The sequence below is a fragment of the Rhodococcus cerastii genome (assembly GCF_033042195.1).
Lineage (GTDB): Bacteria > Actinomycetota > Actinomycetes > Mycobacteriales > Mycobacteriaceae > Rhodococcoides.
On the sequence record NZ_JAWLKF010000023.1, the window covers coordinates 1 to 18,847 of the forward strand.

Annotated in this window: 20 protein-coding genes; 12 read left to right on the top strand and 8 right to left on the bottom strand. The window is 66.0% G+C overall.

Features of this window, described 5'->3' with window-relative positions; all coding sequences use genetic code 11:
- Positions 1–167: 167 nt before the first annotated feature.
- A complete protein-coding gene (locus tag R3P93_RS23745) occupies positions 168–542 on the top strand; it encodes a nuclear transport factor 2 family protein (RefSeq protein WP_317534312.1) in 375 nt (124 codons plus the stop codon).
- A 262-nt stretch (positions 543–804) separates the two neighbouring features.
- Here R3P93_RS23745 and menE read toward each other — a convergent pair whose 3' ends face one another.
- Positions 805–1,893, bottom strand: coding sequence for an o-succinylbenzoate--CoA ligase (gene menE / locus R3P93_RS23750; protein WP_317534327.1), 1,089 nt, complete (start codon positions 1,891–1,893; stop codon positions 805–807).
- 147 nt (positions 1,894–2,040) lie between these two features.
- Here menE and R3P93_RS23755 point away from each other — a divergent pair, with 147 nt between their 5' ends.
- Both R3P93_RS23755 and R3P93_RS23760 read left to right on the top strand, forming a co-directional pair.
- Complete coding sequence (locus R3P93_RS23755; protein WP_317534313.1) at positions 2,041–3,402, top strand: hypothetical protein; 1,362 nt, start codon at positions 2,041–2,043, stop codon at positions 3,400–3,402.
- A 105-nt stretch (positions 3,403–3,507) separates the two neighbouring features.
- The gene (locus R3P93_RS23760) at positions 3,508–4,791 is read left to right on the top strand and encodes a sensor domain-containing phosphodiesterase (protein ID WP_256980858.1); all 1,284 of its coding nucleotides are present in this window, start codon (positions 3,508–3,510) and stop codon (positions 4,789–4,791) included.
- Here R3P93_RS23760 and R3P93_RS23765 read toward each other — a convergent pair.
- The 3 genes from R3P93_RS23765 to R3P93_RS23775 are packed head-to-tail and all read right to left on the bottom strand — an operon-like array spanning position 4,788 to position 7,248.
- Positions 4,788–5,168: a VOC family protein gene (locus tag R3P93_RS23765; RefSeq protein WP_317534314.1), complete on the bottom strand. Its 381-nt coding sequence runs from the start codon at positions 5,166–5,168 to the stop codon at positions 4,788–4,790. The genes R3P93_RS23760 and R3P93_RS23765 overlap by 4 nt on opposite strands.
- Before the next feature lie 57 nt (positions 5,169–5,225).
- Positions 5,226–6,308 carry a GGDEF domain-containing protein gene (locus R3P93_RS23770; RefSeq protein ID WP_317534315.1) on the bottom strand — a complete coding sequence of 361 codons (1,083 nt, stop codon included), beginning with the start codon at positions 6,306–6,308 and terminating at the stop codon, positions 5,226–5,228.
- Between the two features lie 46 nt (positions 6,309–6,354).
- Entirely contained in the window at positions 6,355–7,248 is an 894-nt protein-coding gene (locus R3P93_RS23775; protein WP_068046296.1) for a 1,4-dihydroxy-2-naphthoyl-CoA synthase, read from the bottom strand.
- Positions 7,249–7,326: 78 nt separating this feature from the next.
- On the opposite strand from R3P93_RS23775, the gene R3P93_RS23780 reads away from it, so the two are divergent.
- From R3P93_RS23780 to R3P93_RS23790, 3 genes are read left to right on the top strand one after another with little or no spacing between them, the layout of a single operon-like run.
- On the top strand, positions 7,327–7,959 hold the full coding sequence (locus tag R3P93_RS23780) for a PaaI family thioesterase (RefSeq protein WP_068046293.1): 633 nt from the start codon (positions 7,327–7,329) through the stop codon (positions 7,957–7,959).
- Positions 7,956–8,927: an o-succinylbenzoate synthase gene (locus R3P93_RS23785; protein WP_317534316.1), complete on the top strand. Its 972-nt coding sequence runs from the start codon at positions 7,956–7,958 to the stop codon at positions 8,925–8,927. Before R3P93_RS23780 ends, R3P93_RS23785 begins: the two co-directional genes overlap by 4 nt.
- A 52-nt stretch (positions 8,928–8,979) precedes the next feature.
- Positions 8,980–9,423 (top strand): DUF6918 family protein, encoded by a 444-nt coding sequence (locus R3P93_RS23790; protein WP_094641098.1) that lies wholly within the window; start codon positions 8,980–8,982, stop codon positions 9,421–9,423.
- 51 nt (positions 9,424–9,474) lie between these two features.
- On the opposite strand, the gene R3P93_RS23795 is transcribed toward R3P93_RS23790, so the two are convergent.
- From R3P93_RS23795 to R3P93_RS23805, 3 genes are all read right to left on the bottom strand, one after another.
- Positions 9,475–10,872, bottom strand: a complete 1,398-nt coding sequence (locus R3P93_RS23795; RefSeq protein ID WP_068046318.1) for a DUF2252 domain-containing protein — start codon at positions 10,870–10,872, stop codon at positions 9,475–9,477.
- 75 nt (positions 10,873–10,947) lie between these two features.
- Positions 10,948–12,012: an AbrB family transcriptional regulator gene (locus R3P93_RS23800; RefSeq protein ID WP_317534317.1), complete on the bottom strand. Its 1,065-nt coding sequence runs from the start codon at positions 12,010–12,012 to the stop codon at positions 10,948–10,950.
- Positions 12,009–12,596, bottom strand: a complete 588-nt coding sequence (locus R3P93_RS23805; RefSeq protein ID WP_317534318.1) for a flavin reductase family protein — start codon at positions 12,594–12,596, stop codon at positions 12,009–12,011. The genes R3P93_RS23800 and R3P93_RS23805 overlap by 4 nt, the downstream gene beginning before the upstream one ends.
- A gap of 62 nt (positions 12,597–12,658) precedes the next feature.
- On the opposite strand from R3P93_RS23805, the gene menD reads away from it, so the two are divergent.
- Genes menD through R3P93_RS23820 form a run of 3 tightly spaced genes read left to right on the top strand, consistent with a single transcriptional unit; the run spans position 12,659 to position 15,434 of the window.
- Positions 12,659–14,269, top strand: coding sequence for a 2-succinyl-5-enolpyruvyl-6-hydroxy-3-cyclohexene-1-carboxylic-acid synthase (gene menD, locus R3P93_RS23810; protein WP_317534319.1), 1,611 nt, complete (start codon positions 12,659–12,661; stop codon positions 14,267–14,269).
- A gap of 45 nt (positions 14,270–14,314) precedes the next feature.
- On the top strand, positions 14,315–14,794 hold the full coding sequence (locus R3P93_RS23815; RefSeq protein WP_317534320.1) for a DinB family protein: 480 nt from the start codon (positions 14,315–14,317) through the stop codon (positions 14,792–14,794).
- Between the two features lie 37 nt (positions 14,795–14,831).
- Positions 14,832–15,434 (top strand): class I SAM-dependent methyltransferase, encoded by a 603-nt coding sequence (locus tag R3P93_RS23820; protein ID WP_317534321.1) that lies wholly within the window; start codon positions 14,832–14,834, stop codon positions 15,432–15,434.
- Between the two features lie 781 nt (positions 15,435–16,215).
- Here R3P93_RS23820 and R3P93_RS23825 read toward each other — a convergent pair.
- The gene (locus tag R3P93_RS23825) at positions 16,216–16,719 is read right to left on the bottom strand and encodes a DUF2505 domain-containing protein (RefSeq protein WP_317534322.1); all 504 of its coding nucleotides are present in this window, start codon (positions 16,717–16,719) and stop codon (positions 16,216–16,218) included.
- Positions 16,720–16,774: 55 nt separating this feature from the next.
- Between R3P93_RS23825 and R3P93_RS23830 the strand changes: the two genes are divergently transcribed.
- The 3 genes from R3P93_RS23830 (at position 16,775) to R3P93_RS23840 (ending at position 18,836) form a co-directional block, all read left to right on the top strand.
- Positions 16,775–17,215, top strand: coding sequence for a DUF3592 domain-containing protein (locus R3P93_RS23830; protein ID WP_176460399.1), 441 nt, complete (start codon positions 16,775–16,777; stop codon positions 17,213–17,215).
- On the top strand, positions 17,208–17,633 hold the full coding sequence (locus R3P93_RS23835; protein WP_317534323.1) for a glutaredoxin domain-containing protein: 426 nt from the start codon (positions 17,208–17,210) through the stop codon (positions 17,631–17,633). Before R3P93_RS23830 ends, R3P93_RS23835 begins: the two co-directional genes overlap by 8 nt.
- 63 nt (positions 17,634–17,696) lie before the next feature.
- Entirely contained in the window at positions 17,697–18,836 is a 1,140-nt protein-coding gene (locus tag R3P93_RS23840; RefSeq protein WP_179276554.1) for a glycosyltransferase family 4 protein, read from the top strand.
- Positions 18,837–18,847: the final 11 nt, after the last annotated feature.

Below are 18,847 nucleotides of genomic sequence, written 5' to 3' on the forward strand. Positions count from 1 at the left end.
GCCGCCCCTGCACACCACAACCGCCCGCAACAGTCGGAATCAACAACAACCGACTCCAGACAGCTTGACATTGAGCGGCACCTGACGAACGCGCGCGCGTTCGTGCGTGAGGTGGGTGGGCGTGAGGTATTCGTGCGTGAGGCGTTCGTGCGTGAGACAGTGCAGCAATGCCGCCTGCCTCTGCCGGTCGACCCAGCGCTGACAAAGATCTGTCGACAGTTCTCGCGCTGGAACGAGAGCTGCAGACTGCGGAGTGTCGACGCGATCGCGAGAGGCTTGCCCTCCTGCCAGCCGACGACTTCACCGAAGTCGGAGCCTCGGGAACGGTGTGGGACAAGTCGTCGATACTCGACTTGCTCGGCAGCGAAAGCTCCGTCGAGATCGAGGTGATCGAACCGATCGGGCGGGTGATCGGTGCAGATTGTGTTCTGCTGCAATGGGTTTCGAGAACATCCGATGCGCGAGCTCGCAGAACCTCGCTGTGGCGACGCACGAACACCGGTTGGGAATTGGTGCACCATCAAGGCACGCCGCTCGAGTGACCATTCCTGCGCAAACGCGCGCGCGTCTGCTGAACGCGCGCAGTGTCGCCACCTGTCCGCTGACCAGTCCGCGCGCACCTGACAAACGCGCGCGCTTTTGCGGTCAACCCGGAACCGCTGCGCAAGATCCGAACCGCTGCGCTCAACCCGGAACCGCTGCGCACGATCCGAACCGCTGCGCTCAATCCGGAACCGCTGCGCTCAATCCGGAACCGCAGTGCTCAACTCGAGACCGCTGCGCTCGGTCGAAATCCCCAGTCACTCAGCGTTTTTCCAGCACCGTTCGCAGTTTCGCCCGATTCAGTTTTCCCGGCCCTCGTGTCGGCAGTGAGTCGAGGAGGAACAATTCTCGGGGTGCCGCAGTGATGTCCAGTGAAGCGGCGACGTGGGAGCGCAAGTCCGCCAATGTCACCGGGGCGCGGGCCACTACCGCGACCACCACTTTCTGGCCCAGGCGCTCGTCGGGCAGTCCCACGACGGCGCATTCGAGCACCGCGGGGTGGGTGGCCAGCGCAGCCTCGACGACCTGCGGCACGACGGTCAATCCGCCGGTCGAGATTGCCTCGTCGAGTCGCCCCGAGATGCTCAGCACTCCGTCGACGATGGTTCCGGCGTCGTCGGTGCGGAACCATCCCGGTTCGGCGAAGGCCGGGTGGTCGGGCAGTCCGCGGTATCCCGAGGCCAAGGTTTTTCCACCCAACACGACCCTGCCGTCGTCGATACGAATCACTGTGTTGCGCAGTGCAACTCCGTCGTACACGCAGCCGCCGGCCGTTTCGCTCATTCCGTAGGTCCGCACCGATCGGATTCCCGCGTCGTGTGCCTTCTGTCGCAACGGAATCGGTGTTGCCGCCCCGCCCAACAACACAGCATCGAGCGAGGCCAACGCAGCCACGGCCTCGGGGATCTCGAATGCCTTCACCAACTGCCCTGGAACCAGCGACGTGTAGCGCAGGGGCCCCGACATCCGGCCGATCGCGTCGATCAGAGCGGTGGGATCGAAACCTCTCGACACGTCCATGATGACGGGCGAGGTTCCGGCGAGCACACTGCGCAGCAGCACCTGCATTCCGGCGATGTGGTGTGCGGGCAACGCCAGCAACCACGACCCCGGTCCGCCGAGTCGCTCCTCGGTGGCCGTTGCCGAGGCCACCAGCGCAGCGGCCGACAGCATCGCTCCCTTGGGAATGCCCGTCGTTCCGGAGGTCGCGACGACCAGCGCGACGCCGTCGTCGATGGGTGTTCCCGGTGCCAAGGCGTCGTGCAGGCGCTCGGTCTCACGCGGATCGTCGGTCGGCACGGGAAGCAGGGCCGGGCCGTCGCCGGCGAGCATGCGGCTCAGCCGCGGCATGATGTTCGCCGCTGCCGGTCCCGACGGAATGGATACGCTCTCGAGCACGGACTCGAGGTTAGTCGCCGGGCTCGAACCAGGGCGGGCGCACCTGTCGGCCCGGCGGTTGTCACCCGACGTCGAGTTGCTGTGGAACAGTGGAACATCGTGAAGGGATCGGGCATGGACGACGCGGTGTGGGCAGCTCTGTCGTACTTCGATTCCGTCGATCCCGCGCTCGCCGCCGATGCGCGCCTGGGGTGGGACGGTCTGGTCGAGGTGTCTCCGCCCGCGGGCCCGACGCAACATTCCGTGCAGACCTACCTGTGGGTGTATCTGCGCCACGCGGCCGAGGGGCCCGAGCGTGCGGTCGATATCGCCCGTGCGCTCGGCGACCTACTCGACCGCCTCGGACGCGTCGGATACGCGGAGATCGCTCGGAGCGGCGTCACCGAGGAACTCGTGCGGATCTCCGACGATGCCGTGTGGTTGCAGCACTACCGCGCCGCCACCGAACAATCGGGTATCGGTGCCGTCGATACCGATCTCGTCACCTGGCAGGACGCTCCGACCGGCGTCGAGCGGGCCATCGTCGAGAAGATCGGCGAGACGTTGGAAGTCGCGACCATCGCCGGTGAGTTCGAGCCGTCCAAGCCCGGTGGGCGACCGCTCGGCACCAACGCGCAGGCCATGCGCCGACGCGGCGTCACCGATGCTGTGCTGACGTCCGATCGAGGCAAGGACGACTCCGAGGCCGTCCTGCTCGAGCAGCTTCTCGACCACCGCATCGACCTGTGGAGCAACTACAGCGCACCGCGGGCCGAGCTCTATCTGGGGCTGCGCGAGACGCTGCACGAGGCCGCCCAGCCCGTGTACGGCTGCGTGCGCAGGCTGGAAAGCTTCATCGGATGCATCGGCGACGGTGTCGGATTGACCGACGCCGGGTATCTGCCGGACGAGCTGGTGGCGACCATTGCGACCACGGTGTTTCCTCCGGCCGAACGTCCCCTGCACATCGGCCGCGAACTCGACACGGAGAAAGTACTGACTGTCCGACGCCTCCTGATGAGGGTGCGTCTGCTGCGTCGTTCCGCCGGGCGGTTGGTGCCGACGGCACGTACACGGCAGCTCAGCTCCGACGGGCTCTGGCGCGTGCTCACCGCAGGCATCGTCGGCACCGAATATCACCCGGACACGATTGCCGCGGAGGTGGTTCTGGCACGGATGATCGTCGGTCACGAGGTGACCGACGTGGACGCGACAGCAGACGACCTCGCGCGTCTGCTGCGAGCCGAAGGGTGGACCCATTCCGGTGAGGAGCCCGCTGCCGAGCACGCCGAGCCGCTGGCGCGGACCCTGATCGCCGAACTGGGTGCCCTCGGAGCGTTCGAGCCGACGGAACCGGGTGCGTCGGGACCGGGTGTTTCGGGACCGGAGCCGTCCGGTTCGGCGGCGACCGAGGAAGGCAAGCGACTCGCCGCAGCGGTGCTGCGGCATAGGCTGCTGCACACGCGCTATCCGTCGTTGTGACCGCTCCAGGTTGGGCTATCGGTCGAAACTGCAGATCCGGCACGGTTAAACTCGCCTGGATCCGGTTCCAGAACGGGCCCGGCTGGTCGTTGCGAGGTGATGCCGGTGGACGGTGAGGTCGCGGACCCCGCGCGCTCCCAGTCTCGCCGGCAGAGCGACTCCGCCCGTCGCTACCTCGATTTCGAGGCGACGACGCCTGCTCTGCGATCGACGGTCGAATTCGCCGCACGCAGCGTCGGATTCGCCATCGCACAGCTCAACGTGCTCGACGAAGACACTCAGTACACGCTGGTCAACATCGGTGGACCGCCGGTGTCCACCGTCGTGCGAGCCGACACCCTGTGCGACGACGTGGTGCGTTCCGGCGAACCTTCAGTCGTGGCGCACGGTCGCGTGCACGCCACCACTCGGCAGCGCGCCATTCTCGACGAGAACGGCATCGCGTCGTACGCGTCGGTTCCGCTGCGCGGGCGAGAGGGCCTGGTCATCGGCACCCTCTGCCTGCTCGATCGCACGCCCCGTCCGCTCTCCGGTGAGCAGATGCAGGAACTCGAACAGTTCGCGTCGGTGCTCGAGGAGCAGCTCGATCTGCATCGCCGCGTCGGATCCGGCGTCATTCGGCTGGGCAGCGACAACGATATCGCCGACTCCATCGCCGACGGTCACATCGTGCCCTGGTTCCAATCGATCGTGGACTTGCGCACCGAGGAGATCGTCGGCTTCGAGGCATTGGCGCGGTGGCACCACCCCACCAGGGGGATGGTGGTGCCGGCGGATTTCGTACCGTTCGCCGAGGCCAGCGAACTGATCATCGACGTCGACCTCAGTGTGCTCACCCAGGCCGCTGCCGAAATGAAGAAGTGGCACGTCCACCGTCCGGACCTGCGACTGACCGTGAACATTTCCGGACGCCACCTCGCCCATCCCGACGGTGTCAGTCAGCTGCAGCGTGCCATCGCGTCCTCCGGGGTGTCGCCGTCGTCGATCTCGCTCGAGCTCACCGAGACCACTGCCGTGACGCCGGGGCCGCTGCTGCGCAGGCATATCGACGACGTGCACCGGCTCGGCTTCCGGGTGTTGCTCGACGATTTCGGCTCGGGCTGGTCTTCGCTCGAACGACTGGTGACGCTGCAGCCCGACGGCATCAAGATCGACGGGCACCTGACGAGGTTCGTCGACACCGTGGCCGGACGCGCCATGATCAGGTCGTTGGCCGGAGTGGCGAAGGATCTCGATCTGACGATGATCGTCGAAGGCATCGAAAGTCGTGAACAAGCCGACGCGGCCCTCGAACTCGGTTGCACGCTGGCGCAGGGATATCTGTGGTCGCGGCCGCAGTCGGCAACGGCAGTGCTTCGCACGATCGCCGACGGCGTGAAAGACCGTTAGCGGTTGTCCTTTCGCAACGGGTGATCCTGTGGAATCTGCACCAGCACGATGGGAATCCCGTCCGGATCCTCGATCCACATCTCGATCAGACCCCACGGCTCGGTTCGCGCCTCACGGACGATCTCGATGCCGGCTGCGGTCAATTCCTCTGTAGCAGAACCGATATCGCGTACCTGCAGCCACAGGGCACCGGAGAACGACCCCGATTCGTCACCACGATGGTGCGCTGCGACCTCGATCAGGCCCTGCCCCGCGAAGAACACCGTCCCACCGGGGTATTCGCGACACACCGCCAACGAGAGACCGTCACGGTAGAACTCGAGAGTTCTGTCGTAGTCGACCGGCCGAAGAATTGTCCGAGAAGCGAGGATGTCCACCCCGCATGGATACCACGATCACAGATGGTCCTTCCGCAGGCTCCACTCCTGTCTCTCTCACAGTTCGGTCGTCGCGATTCGGTTGCCGCCCGCGGCCTTCGCCTCGTACATCATCGAGTCCGCGACCCGCGTTGCCCGCGTCACGATGTCGAGGTTCTGATCCCACACGGGCGAATCCGCGTGCAGAATCGCGGCCCCCACACTGACCGTCACCGCGATGGGATCCTCGGGATCGCGAAGCGCTCGGCGTACCCCGTGGACCAGAGCATCGATGTGGAGCCGTGACGTCGACACGACGGCGAGATACTCCTCTCCGCCGGTGCGCGCGATGACGCCGTAGTCACCCAGGTGTGCTCGCAGACGCTCGGCGACCCGCACGATGACCGCGTCGCCTTCCTCGTGTCCGTACATGTCGTTGACGGATTTGAAGCGGTCGATGTCGATCATCACCGCCGCCGAGCACTGATCCTTCTCTCGGCCGAGTGGCCACACCTCGTCGATGGCCGCGTCGAGACCACGACGATTGCGCAGACCGGTGAGCGGATCGAGCAACGAATTGCGGGCATCGTCGGTCAACATGGTGATGAGCAGATGCGACACCAGCGGAACGCCGGCGATCGCGAGCAGTACGACGTGCGTCCGGAAGATCAGTGAGGCGGTGTCGATCTCCCCACCGGAGTGCGTGGCCGCCGCGGCGACGAGGGTGCACGCCACCGCAAACACCAGGTGCGCGAGCAGCCAGCGTGGACTGAGGCAGAACGTGCAGAACGTCCCGATCACCGCGAACAGCGTGCAGGTCAGGAGCGCGTCCGCGAGTGGGTTGATCGCTATCGCCGACGCCGTTCCGAGGTCGGAGAAGACTGCGAACGCCACCACCCCGACTCGGCCGGGAAACGGTCTGGTGATCCACGCCGCGCTGACGGCCACGACCATGACTGCCAGACCTGCTTTCCAGGCGACGGCGACCGGGCTGCGTGAGGTGTCCTCCGAGAACAGCGACACCACCGCCAGCACGCCGAAGTTGAGCGTCAGAAATGCCATCACCCACCGGACGATCTTTCCGGCGGGCCGGGAGTTCTGGAAGTCCGCCATCCAGCGGTAGTCGTAGGGCTTGGTGAACCAGGCGCGTACAGCGCCCACAGCACTGTGGTGGTTTCGGCGGTGCGACGTCGAAATCACCAGTGGGTCAGAAGTATCGGGGGAAGGGAGACCAGTCGGGCTCGCGCTTGTCGAGGAAGGCGTCGCGACCCTCCACCGCCTCGTCGGTCATGTAGGCCAGGCGTGTCGCTTCACCGGCGAACAGTTGCTGACCCACCAGGCCGTCGTCCTGCAGGTTGAAGGCGTACTTCAGCATTCGTTGTGCCTGAGGTGATTTCGCGTTGATCTTCGCAGCCCACTCGATTGCCGTGTTCTCGAGCTCTGCGTGATCGACCACCTTGTTCACTGCGCCCATACGGTGCATCTCCTCGGCCGAGTACGTCTCGCCGAGAAAGAATATCTCCCGGGCGAACTTCTGACCGACCATCTTGGCCAAATACGCACTGCCGTAACCACCGTCGAAGCTGCCGACGTCCGCGTCGGTCTGCTTGAACCGGGCATGCTCGCGGCTCGCGAGGGTCAGATCGCACACCACGTGCAGGCTGTGGCCGCCGCCCGCTGCCCAGCCGTTGACCAAGCAGATGACCACCTTGGGCATGAAGCGGATGAGGCGCTGCACCTCGAGGATGTGCAGGCGCCCGGCGCGGGCCTTGTCGACGGTGTCGGCGGTCTCTCCGTCTGCGTACTGGTAGCCGCTGCGTCCGCGAATGCGCTGGTCACCGCCGGAGCAGAAGGCCCACCCGCCGTCCTTGCTGCTCGGCCCGTTGCCGGTGAGCAGCACGGTCCCCACATCGGAGCTCACCCGAGCATGTTCGAGCGCGCGGTAGAGCTCGTCGACGGTGTGCGGCCGAAACGCGTTGCGAATCTCGGGACGATCGAACGCAACCCGGACGGTCGCGTCGGACACGTGCCGGTGATACGTGATGTCGGTCAGGTCCTCGAAGCCGGGAACGGGACGCCACAGTGCTGGGGTGAAGGTCACGGGCGTCAGCTTAGTGTGGGCCGACGCCGGATCAGGGCTGGGTCCGTGCCGACCGGTCGGTGCAGCTAGCGTGCAGTCATGACCGACCCGATCGAACTGGACCGCGATTACGACCACCATGGGGGCTTCCCGCGTTTCGTGCCTGCGAAGGTGGGGCCGGAGTACGGGCAGCTGCTCGAGGCGCTGCGCACGGTGCAGGACCTCGCGGTATCGACCTCGTTGCCGGCCGAGGTCACCCAGGCGGCGGCCGACAAAGCCCGGGAACTGATCGAGCTGCTGACCCCGCACGTGGTGGCCGAGGGCCGCCAGACCGCCGGGCGCGTTCCGCGTCTGCCGGGTCGAGGTTCGCTGCTGTTGATGCCGTGGATCATCGAGAAGATCGACGCCGACGGCGTCCGTAGTCGGGGCATGTTCCGTCGTTTCCATCTCGGGGGTAACTCCGCCGCGCACGGCGGCACCCTGCCACTACTGTTCGACGACCTCTTCGGCCTCATCCAGCACGCGTACGGCAGGCCCATCAGCCGGACGGCGTATCTGCACATCAACTACCGCAAGGTGACGCCGCTCGATACCGAGCTGGTCGTCGAGGGTGCGGTGGATCGGGTCGAGGGACGCAAGACGTTCATCAACGCCCGGCTGACCGATCTGGACGGCAACCTGTTGGCCGACTGCGAGGCGTTGATGGTGCAGCTGCTCCCGGGGCAGCAATGATTCCCCCGATCGACGATGTGCTCGACGGTGCACACGTGCTCTCGCTGCCGATGCGCACCAAGTTCCGTGGCATCACCACCCGTGAGGTGATGTTGATGCGCGGGCCCGCCGGTTGGGGTGAATTCTCACCGTTTCCCGAGTACGACGACGCGGAATCGGCCCCGTGGTTGGCGTCGGCGATCGAAGCCGCGTGGGACGGCCCGCCGAGTCCGCTGCGCCGACGCATCCCGGTGAACGCGACGGTTCCGGCGGTAGAGGCTTCGGACGTGGCGTCGGTGCTGGGCCGGTTCCCCGGGGCCGAGACGGCGAAGGTCAAGGTGGCCGAGAAGGGGCAGACCCTCGCCGACGACGTCGCCCGGGTGCGCGCGGTGCGCGAGTTGGTTCCGCGGGTACGGGTCGACGCCAACGGGGGTTGGAGCGTCGACGAGGCTGTTGCGGCTTTGGCCGCCCTGACCGCGGACGGTCCACTCGAGTACGCCGAGCAACCGTGCGCGTCGGTGCCGGAGTTGGTCGAAGTGAGGCGTCGGGTGCGCGGGGTGCGGATCGCTGCCGACGAGAGCATTCGCCGGGCCGAGGATCCGATGAAGGTCGTCCGCGCAGGCGGAGCCGACGTCGCGGTGCTCAAGGTCGCTCCGCTCGGTGGAATGCGGGCGCTGCTCGAGCTCGCAGGCGAACTGGGGGAGTACGGCGTGCCGGTGGTGGTGTCGAGTGCGCTCGATTCGGCCGTCGGTATCTCGGCCGGGTTGGCCGCAGCTGCTGCGCTGCCGCATCTCGAATTCGCCTGCGGTCTGGGGACAGGCGCACTGTTCGTTCGAGACGTCGCACCCGCGCCCGAGGTGATCGACGGAACGTATCCGGTCGGCAGCCTCGAACCCGACGCCGAGGCCCTGATCGAGCTCGATGCGGCCGCCGATCGCACGCAGTGGTGGATCGATCGAGTTCGGCGCTGCCACGCCCTTCTGCGGTAGTCTTGCGCCCGGTCCGCGTGGGGCCGCTGACACATCTGGGAGGAACTTCGAAGTGGTTGCTGCACTCAAGGATTCACTGCTCGACGAGTCCAAGGCCGACGCGCTGCGCGCCGATGTCCTGGCTCTGATCGACGCCGAGGTCGCAGACAAGAAGGGTGCGAGCGGGCTCGCGGTCAAGGGGGGATACGGCGCGGTGAAGAAGGTCGGGCCGTCGTACATCGACAACGCGGTCTCGGCTCTGTGGCCCGATTTCGTCGACAAGCTCGACCCGTTCTGGCAGTCTTACAACGCTGCCCCGCAGGGCACGTTCGGTCAGTACCTGGCCGCCAACGGCGACGCCGCCTCCGACGCACTGCTCTCGGTCACCGATGCCCGTATCGAGGAAACCGACAAGTCCGTCGTGAAGAAGTTCTACGGCAGCCTGCGTGGCTCGGCGAAGAAGAACGTCACCGAGGCACTGCCTCGGGTGGGTGACCTGGTCGCCAAGCACGCCTGAGCGGCTTCGCCGCATGTGAGTGGAAACTCGTAGTCTGCTACGAGTTTCCGTTCACATGCGCGTAGCGCTCAATCGCTCCCAGTCGGCTTCCGTCTGATCCGCGTACAGCTGCGCGAAGCGGCACAGCGCAACCTCGAGGGCATCGGAATCGCCGGTGTAACCCGAGATCATCGACGCGCCACTGGTGCGCGCATGTCCTTTGGCCAGCAGTCGGCCCACCACCCGTGCGTAGTCCACCAGAGCGGGCGCATCGATCGACGACAGGTCGATCGTTCCCTTCATGTTGCGGAATTGGCGCACGTAGTACTGCCGTCCGGCGATGGTCGTCCAGCCCAGCAGCGGATCGCTGACGGTCTGCAGATCCTGCTGATACTCCACGACCCGCTGGCCCTGGTGATCGTGCCAGGCCGATTCGCCGTGCACGTACGGCGCGAGCACCGAACGTCTGGCCTGCTTGAGCTGCAGGAACACCACGTCGTCCTCGCTGGTGCCCTCCAACAACGCCACGTACGCCCGCAGGCCGACGCTGCCGACGCCGACGACGCGGTGCGCCACGTCGATCAACGTGTATCCACCGAGCACTCGACGCCAGTGCGGGGTGAGGGTGAGCAGGTACTCGTCCAATCCGACGGCGAGGAGTTCCTCGTCCCGCGCCGAGATGCGGGTGGTGATCGGCGGCTCCTCGACGATTCTTCGCTTGCCCTCGTGCTTTTCGGTGAAGCGCGGCAGAACGCGGTCACTGGTGCGTCGACGCGCTTTCTTGGTGGCGCGTTTGATCTCCTTGCGCAGCGAACCCTCGGTGGCGTCGCGCTGCAGTTTCTCGGCCGTCAGGCGCTGGAACGAACGCGACATCAGTGGCTCGTCGGCAAGTCTGGCCACCTCGATTCGGTACGCGGACACGCAGGCGGTGACGGCGTCGCGGCACTGGTCCTCGGTGCGGCCGTTCTGCCGGCCGGCCACCCAGATGCTCGCGGCGAGGCGTCGTAGATCCCATTCCCAGGCTCCCGGGTGGGCCTCGTCGAAGTCGTTGAGGTCGATGACGAGGTCGCGTTCGGGGGACGCGTAGAAGCCGAAGTTGCCCAGGTGGGCGTCGCCGCTGATGACCGGGTTGATGCCGGTCGACGGCAGCATCGCCACGTCCCGGGCCATGACGATGGCAGTGCCGCGCAGGAATCCGTAAGGGGATTCGACCATCCGCTCGAGGCGCGTCGGGATCAGCCATTCGATGCGGCCCTGGTGCGAGTATTCGATCTGCTTGACCGGGTCGGGTCGATCCGCCGGTGGGGTCCAGTCACCCAGGGAAGCGATCGGTACCTTCTCGCGGAGGCGTCGACCCAGTTCGTAGCGTTCGGCGCGGGGGAGAGGACGGGCGCGCAGCGAGGCGAACGATGCGCTGTCGACATCTACCGAGTCGGTGACGACCGTGTGACCTTTTCCCAAGCCGGACATGTGAGATGACACTAATCCGTCCTCGGCCGTGCGGACGACATCGGTGGACCTGAGTGCGTATGGGGTCGCGTCGATTCACTCGGGCCGCCCTCGCCGATAGTGGTGGACGACCTTCGCTCCCATCGGCACTGCGAACAGCATCATGAACACTCGGATCACCTGGGCGGCCACGACGAACGTCACGTTCGCACCGGTCGATGCCGCGATGGCCAACACTGCGTACACCCCACCCGGGGTGGTGGCGAGGTAGCCCTCGTATCCGCTGGTGCCCGTCGCCGAGGCCAACCACAGCCCCAACATCGCGCACCCGACGGTGACGGCGATGATGAGCAGCAACGCGGACGGCAGCACCCGCGAGATGGACTTCAGGCTCGCGACGGTGAATCGCAGACCGGCTTGCCACCCGATCACGATGTACGCCGCCCACAGCAGCAACGTGGGAACACTGGCGTCGAACGAGAACCCGAGAAGGTCGGCGCACGTGGCGACGATCAGCGGGCCCAACAGTGCCGGAGCGGGAAATCGGAGTGCCAGTGCGAGCAGCACTCCCACCCCGCCGCAGACCAGAACGAAGGCCAGGTCCACGTACAGCGGAGCTCCGGAATCGGCGAGCATCGTCGACTGACCGGGTTGTGCGCGGAACACCAGAGTCGCCACCAGCGGCAGGGTGGTGGTGACGAGAACGACCCGCAGGTACTGCACCACCGCCACGACGCGTTCGTCGCCGCCGAGTTCCTGGGCGATGGCCACCAGCCCCGACGCGCCGCCCGCGACCAGTGCCAGCGCACCGGTCAGCGAATCGATGTCCTTGCGCAGTCCCAGCAGCGCGCCCGCAGCGATGGACAACACGAGCGTTCCGACGCATGCCAGCAGCACCGGCAACCAGGCGTCGCCCAGTGAGCTGAGGGTGTCTCGCTGCACCAACGTTCCGATCTCGACACCCAACACCGCCTGAGCCACCATGCCGAGTCGGCGCGGCAGCGGGGCGCGTTCGGTTCCCGTGGTCGGTGCCCAGCCGGCGAGCGCGAAGATCACCGCCACCAGCAGCGCGACGAACAGAGCTGCCGACGGAATTCCCAGAGCATCCGCGCCGACGGTCAGGCCGACCGTGACGAGTATCAGCAGCGACCAGCGAATCAAGAAGGGCGCTCGATCTCACGAACCTCGGGCGGCAACCCCCACTCGGTACGGCCGAGGCGGCTGAGCGGAGCGATGGCGTCGAACTCGGGCAGTCCGTCCTCGGCCAGATATTCGGGACGCACCGACAGGGCGACGACGGTGCCCATGACGACGAAGCAGTTTCCTACCTCGACGACGCGATGCAGCGTCGCTTCGATGGCGATCGGTGCGGCCGCGACGCGCGGTGGCGTCACGACGGTGCTGGGCTCGCTCTCGATGCCGACGGCCTCGAATTCGCTGACGCCGTGATCGAAGCTCGCCGAGCTGCTGTTGACCTGATCCACCAACGGTGCAGTGGCCAGATTCACGACGAACTCGCCGGTGGCCTCGATGTTGCGCAGGCTGTCCTTGCGGGTCACCGAGGTGAACTGCACGACCGGCGGCACAGTCGACGAGACCGTGAAGAAGCTGTAGGGGGCGAGGTTCGCCACACCGTCGGCCGAGACGGTGGAGACCCAGGCGATGGGCCGAGGGACCACCGAAGCGGTCAGGAGCTGGTAGAAGCGACCGGGAGCGACCTCGTCGGGCCGAAAGACTGTACGCACACCTTCATACTGTCAAAGCCCGGTTGCGGCGTCCGACCGAAGCGTCTGACACTCTGGAAACTGTGAATCCGTCCACCGCACAGGCCACCGCAGTCGTCGACGAACTGGCGCGCAGCGGGATCCGAGACGTCGTGTTGTGTCCCGGCTCGCGGAACGCCCCGTTGGCGTTCGCGTTGCAGGAGGCGGACGTCGCCGGTCGCCTGCGGTTGCACATGCGGATCGACGAGCGAACCGCAGGCTTTCTGGCCATCGGCCTGAGCCTGGGCAGCGGTCAGCCCGTTCCCGTGGTGATGACGTCGGGAACCGCGGTCGCCAATCTGGGGCCTGCGGTTCTCGAAGCGAACTACGCGCGCATCCCGCTGATCGTCATCAGCGCGAACCGCCCGTACGAGATGCTCGGCACCGGCGCGAACCAGACCATCGAGCAGCTCGGTCTGTTCGGATCTCAGGTACGCGCGACGATCAGCCTCGGACTCGCCGAGGAAGGCCCCAAGCAGAACAGTCAGTGGCGCAGCGCCGTCTCCCGCGTCATCGCCGCAGCGCGCGGCGCGCGCTCCGGCAACGCCGGTCCGGTGCACTTCGACATCCCACTGCGTGAGCCACTGGTGCCTGCGATCGGCGACCCCGGCGCGCGTCCGGAGGGTCGGCCCGACGGGTTGCCGTGGACCTCGACCACCCAGGCGACACTCGACGTCCCCGTCGAACTGGATCTGACAATCGACACCGTGGTCGTGTCCGGCCATGGCGGTGCCGTGCGTCCGGAGCTGGCCGGGTTGCCGACCGTCGCCGAGCCGACCGCACCCCTGCACGGAATCCCGTTGCATCCCTTGGCTCTTGCGCAGTTGAAGCCGCGCCAGGCCGTCATCACCGGGCGGCCGACCCTGCACAGGCAGGTCTCGGCTCTGCTGGCCGATCCGGCCGTGGACGTCATCGCGCTCACCACCGGTCCGCGCTGGCCCGACGTCTCGGGCAACGTGTTGGCCACCGGTACCCGAGCAGTCACCACCGGTGCGCCCGACCCCGCCTGGATCACCCGCTGCGCCGCGCTCTCCGAGAGAGCCGAACTGGCTGTGCATCAACAACTTCGAGAGCACCCCAAGCCGACGGGACTGCACGTGGCCGACGTGGTCATGTCTGCGCTGCAGCCCGGAGATCAGCTGGTGCTCGGAGCGTCCAACCCCGTGCGCGACGCGGCCCTGGTGGCGACTCCGAACCCGGACGTGAAGGTTCTCTCCAACCGCGGCGTGGCCGGTATCGACGGCACCGTCTCGACGGCTATCGGTGCCGCGATGGCCGGAAAGCGGCGCACCGTGGCACTTCTCGGCGATCTGACATTTCTGCACGACGCAGCGGGCTTGCTGATCGGCACCGGAGAACCGCGTCCCGAAGACCTGACGATCGTCGTCGCCAACGACGACGGCGGCGGCATCTTCGAGCTCCTCGAACAGGGCGATCCGCAGTACGCGGGGGTGTTCGAGAGAGTGTTCGGTACGCCCCATGGCATGGACCTCGGCGCGCTGTGCGGTGCCTACCGCGTGGAGCACCACCTGGTCGACTTGGCCGATCTGGCAACCGAACTCACCGGACATGCCACGGGAATCAGGGTGCTGGAAGTGACGACCGAACGATCGGGACTGCGAGATCTACACGCGGCGATTCGGGCGCGGCTCTAGAAGTCGTTCTTGCCCTGCCGGAACTTCGCGGTGAAGGAGGACCCCGTGACGGGTGCTTTCGAGGTACTGGTGGACGATGATCGCACTCAGCTCGAGGCGTTCGTCGAGGACTACCGGAGGGCGCTCGATGCGACAGTCGATGGTCTCACCGAGGAGCAGGCGCGCGAACGGTTGGTTCCCTCTGCCACAACGCTTCTGGGATTGCTTAAGCATGTGACATGGATGCAGCGAGTGTGGTTCGAGGAATGCATCGGAGGTGGGTCCCGGGCTGCACTCGGCCTGGTTCGCAGTCCCGCGGAGTCTTTCGTCCTGGAGGACGGCGACACCATCGCCGGCGTCGTCTCGGCGCACAGACAGGCGTGCGCAACTGCCCGAACCGTCGTAGCCCCATTGGCGCTCGATGCCATCGTGACGGGCCATCACACCGGGCCTCGTACCGTGCACTGGGTATATCTGCAGGTGCTCCGGGAATTGGCACATCACTGCGGCCATGCCGACATCCTTCGGGAACAGATCTTCGCGTGAAACCAGAACTCGGTCGACCGAACGAAGGAGCGGACGAGTGAGTAGAACCCTTGACAGTTACGAATCGGCGGCTGATGTGCACGTTCAGCGAACGAGACGCGATTCGACGCGCGCGTGGCAGCCGTTCATCGACGAGTTCGTTGCACAGGTCGATGCCGGCCTGGTGCTCGAACTCGGAAGTGGACCCGGTTGGCACGCAGCCGAGCTCGAGCGCCGTGATCTTCGGGTCGAGCGGAGCGACGGGGCTGCGGCCTTCGTCGACATGATGGAGAGGGACGGCTACTCGGCTCGCACGCTCGACATCATCACCGACGATTTCGGTGGGATGTACGACGGAATCTTTGCAAACGCTGTGCTCCTGCATCTGAATTCGCTTCAGTTCGATGCCGTTGTCGCAAAGGCAGCCGCGGCACTGCGTCCCGGCGGGATGCTTGCTTTCACTCTCGAGGAAGGTGACGGCGAGGAATGGAGTAACGAGAAGCTCGATCTTCCGCGCTACTTCAAGTACTGGCGGGAACCGGACGTTCGCACACGCCTCGATCCGAGTGTGTGGGAGTCGGTATCGATTGCATCCGAGATGTCCCGCGGTGGGCAGCAGTGGCTGATGGTTCTCGCCGAGCGAGGGCGAGCGGTGTCCTGAGACAAATAAATCGAGCGATGCATCCATCGTCGAGTCGATCTGCTCCAGTAGCAGTGTGACTGTATCGCTGGATTCGCTGTCCGTTCGCGTTGCCATTGAGGCGGATGCGGCTGAACTGCTTGTCTTGCAACGCTGTTGCTGGGTTCAGGAAGCGCTTCCCAACGACACCCTCGATACCCCACCGCTTCGCGAGACCCTCGACGAGGTGACGTCGAGGATCGACGAATCGAACGTATCGATCGTGTGTGACGGCCATCGGTTTGTCGGTGCTGTTCGGGTTCGGTTGATCGACCGCACCTGGGAAATTGGCGTTCGAGTTGTTCACCGGCGCGCGCAGCAACAAAAACATCGAGTTGTACCGACGAGCCGGCTACCGGATCGTCGACGTCGATGAGACCCCGCTGGACACATCCGCGGCGCGATTGTCATGCGAAAACCCCTGTCCGGACGGTGGTATCGGAGGTCAAGCGTCGATCCGAAGTTCAGGAAGAGCCTCGGTGAGGTGCGCGCGCCCTGTTGTGGTCAGCTGCACGGCCATCCCGCTGCGGCGGACAAGCCAACGGTTCCGTAGGCACGATTCGAGAATTGCGGCACCGAGCGTCCCTGCGAGATGAAATCGTCGTATGCCGAGAATTGCTGCCGCAACGGATGCTCCACTCGGGATTGCGACCCCGGGGTTTCTCCGCTTCCGAGCCCCGGAGTGGAGCGAAATGTGCACGCTGGGAGCGCCCCTGACCCCGGGCCGCGCGATGGCAGTTCTCCTTGCTGGAGCTACGTGTCGCTAACCCTGTTGCTCTGCAACCCATTCGAGGGTCTGGCCGGTTTCCTGGTCGATCATGTCCTTGATCATCTTGTTGATCAGGTCCTCGATCTTGCCGCCCACGATGGGGATCTTCACGGTCGAGTCACCCTTGACGATCAGTTTCGCGCCGGTCCCACTGGGGCGCAACGACAGGGTGCCGTTCACCTTCGCGGGCAAACCGGTGGTGCCGCCGATCAGTGTCCCCTCGGCTCGGTCGCCCTCGAGCGGCCCCCAGTGATCGGTGCGCGAGACGATCAGCTTTCCCTTGATCACTTTCGTGACGAAGCCGGGGAGTTCGGACGTGCCGACCTCTTCGGAGATGTCGACGGTCAGGCCACCGTCGTCGTGCTTGGTCAGCTCGTACCCGTCGGTCTTCTTCGCTTTGGCGAACCGCGCCATCCACTGGTCCTCGCTGGTGAGTGCTGCGTGCACGTCAGCGGGGGGATTGGACGATTCGACGGTGAACTCGAAGCTGCGCGACATGAGTCCAGACGCTACCCGAGCCGAGTCCCGTCGGCTGCGAAGTAACCTGATCGCTGTGACCGATACCGACAGAGGCAGCCGAACGCTGCACAGGGCCCGGCTGGTCGTGCTGGTGGTCGCCGTCGCGATTTCTGTCCTCGCCGTGTTGCTCGTCATCGGAGCCTGGCGCAACGACGTCACCATCGATTCCGACAAGGGCACCGCCACCGCCGAGGTGCTGTCCGCGGGCAAGCTGCGCTCGGCCGTCAGCTTCATCACCCCCGACGGTGTGACGCACAACCCCCCTCTCGGCGTGCTGTACCCCACCAATCTCGTCGCGGGCCAACGCATCGAGGTCGAGTACTACAAGGCCGACCCGGACGTCGAGTTGGTTCGCGTCGCGGGCCGCGACGCTACCGTCGCGATCGTTCCGGCCGGATCCGTCATCGTCGTCACGTGGCTGATTGCCGGCCCGGTGCTGTTCTGGTTACGTCGCAAGGAGGCCGAGAATGCGTAACGCCAAGCAGTGGGTCATCGCTGCGCTCGCCGCAATCGCCGGGTTCGCATTGGTGAACTTCGGCAACATTGCGTCCTCGATCGTGGTGATGGTGCTCGCCGCGGTGTTCGTTCTCGTCCTGACGACGCCCGTGCTGTATCCGCGATCTCTGTCCGACGACGCGTCGCGCAATCAGGCAACGGAGAAATCGGTGCCGTTGATCTACTGGCGTCCGGGATGCATCTTCTGCTCGCGGTTGCGGGTCGCGCTGCTGCTGCGCGGAAAGAAGGCCGTGTGGGCGAGCATCCGCCAGGACCCCGCTGCGGCCGCGCGAGTGCGATCGGTGAACGACGGCAACGAGACGGTTCCCACGGTGTTCGCGGGCTCCGAACATCGCACCAACCCGGATCCGTCGTGGGTGCTCGCGCAATTCGTGTGACGTTGGCCCACACGTAACGTTGTCCATACCTGGCCGACGGCGGGGCCGCCCACACTGAGGATCGTGCGAGTAGCCATCGTTGCGGAATCGTTCTTGCCCAACATGAACGGCGTCACCCACTCGGTGATCCGTGTCCTCGAACACCTCGACAAGACGGGGCACGACGCCATCGTCATCGCCCCGGACAATCCGTCCGGTCCCAGAGCCGCGACGTGGCACGACAACGTTCCGGTGCACCGGGTGCCGTCCGTCATGGTCCCCAAAGTGAGCTCGCTACCCGTCGGCGTCCCCGGGCTCGGCATGGTCTCGGCGATGCGCGCCTTCGCTCCCGACGTCGTACATCTGGCGTCACCGTTCTTGCTCGGAGCGGGCGGGCTGGCCGCCGCCAACCGTCTGGACCTGCCCGCGGTCGCCGTTTATCAGACCGACGTCGCCGGTTTCGCCGCCAGCTACGGCCTCGGCCTCACCTCGAAGGCCGCGTGGCGCTGGACCAGGAGACTGCACAGAGGCGCGGCCCGCACTCTGGCCCCGTCCACCTCGGCCGTCGACGCGTTGGAGTTGCACGGCATTCCGCGCGTCCACCGGTGGGCCAGGGGAGTCGACGCCGTCCGGTTCGTACCCTCGGCCAAGTCGCAGACACTCAGAAGCCAGTGGGGAGCAGGCGAGAAGCTGATCGTCGGCTTCGTCGGCAGGCTCGCCCCGGAGAAGCACGTCGAGCGGCTCGCCGTACTGGCCGCAGACCCGTCGATCCAGCTGGTGATCGTCGGCGGCGGACCCGACACAGCGGCACTGCAGACCCTGATGCCCGGAGCGATCTTCACCGGCCAACTCGGCGGCGACGAACTCGCTCGGGCCTACGCCAGTTTCGACATCTTCGTACACCCCGGCGAACACGAAACCTTCTGCCAGGCAGTGCAAGAGGCCCTCGCCAGCGGCGTCCCGGTCATCGGGCCCGACGCGGGAGGCCCGCGCGATCTGGTCTCGCACTGCCGCAACGGATATCTGCTGCCGGTCGACAAGTTCACCGAACTGCTGCCCAGTGCCGTCGGAGCGCTCGCCGAACCCACCACCCGCGCCCGCTTCGGCGACGCAGCCCGCAAATCGGTACTGCACCGCACCTGGCCTGCCATCTGCGACGAGCTGATCTCGCACTACTACGACGTGCAAGGCATCACAGCGCCGCGGGTGCAGAAGATCGCTTGAGTAGTCTGGAC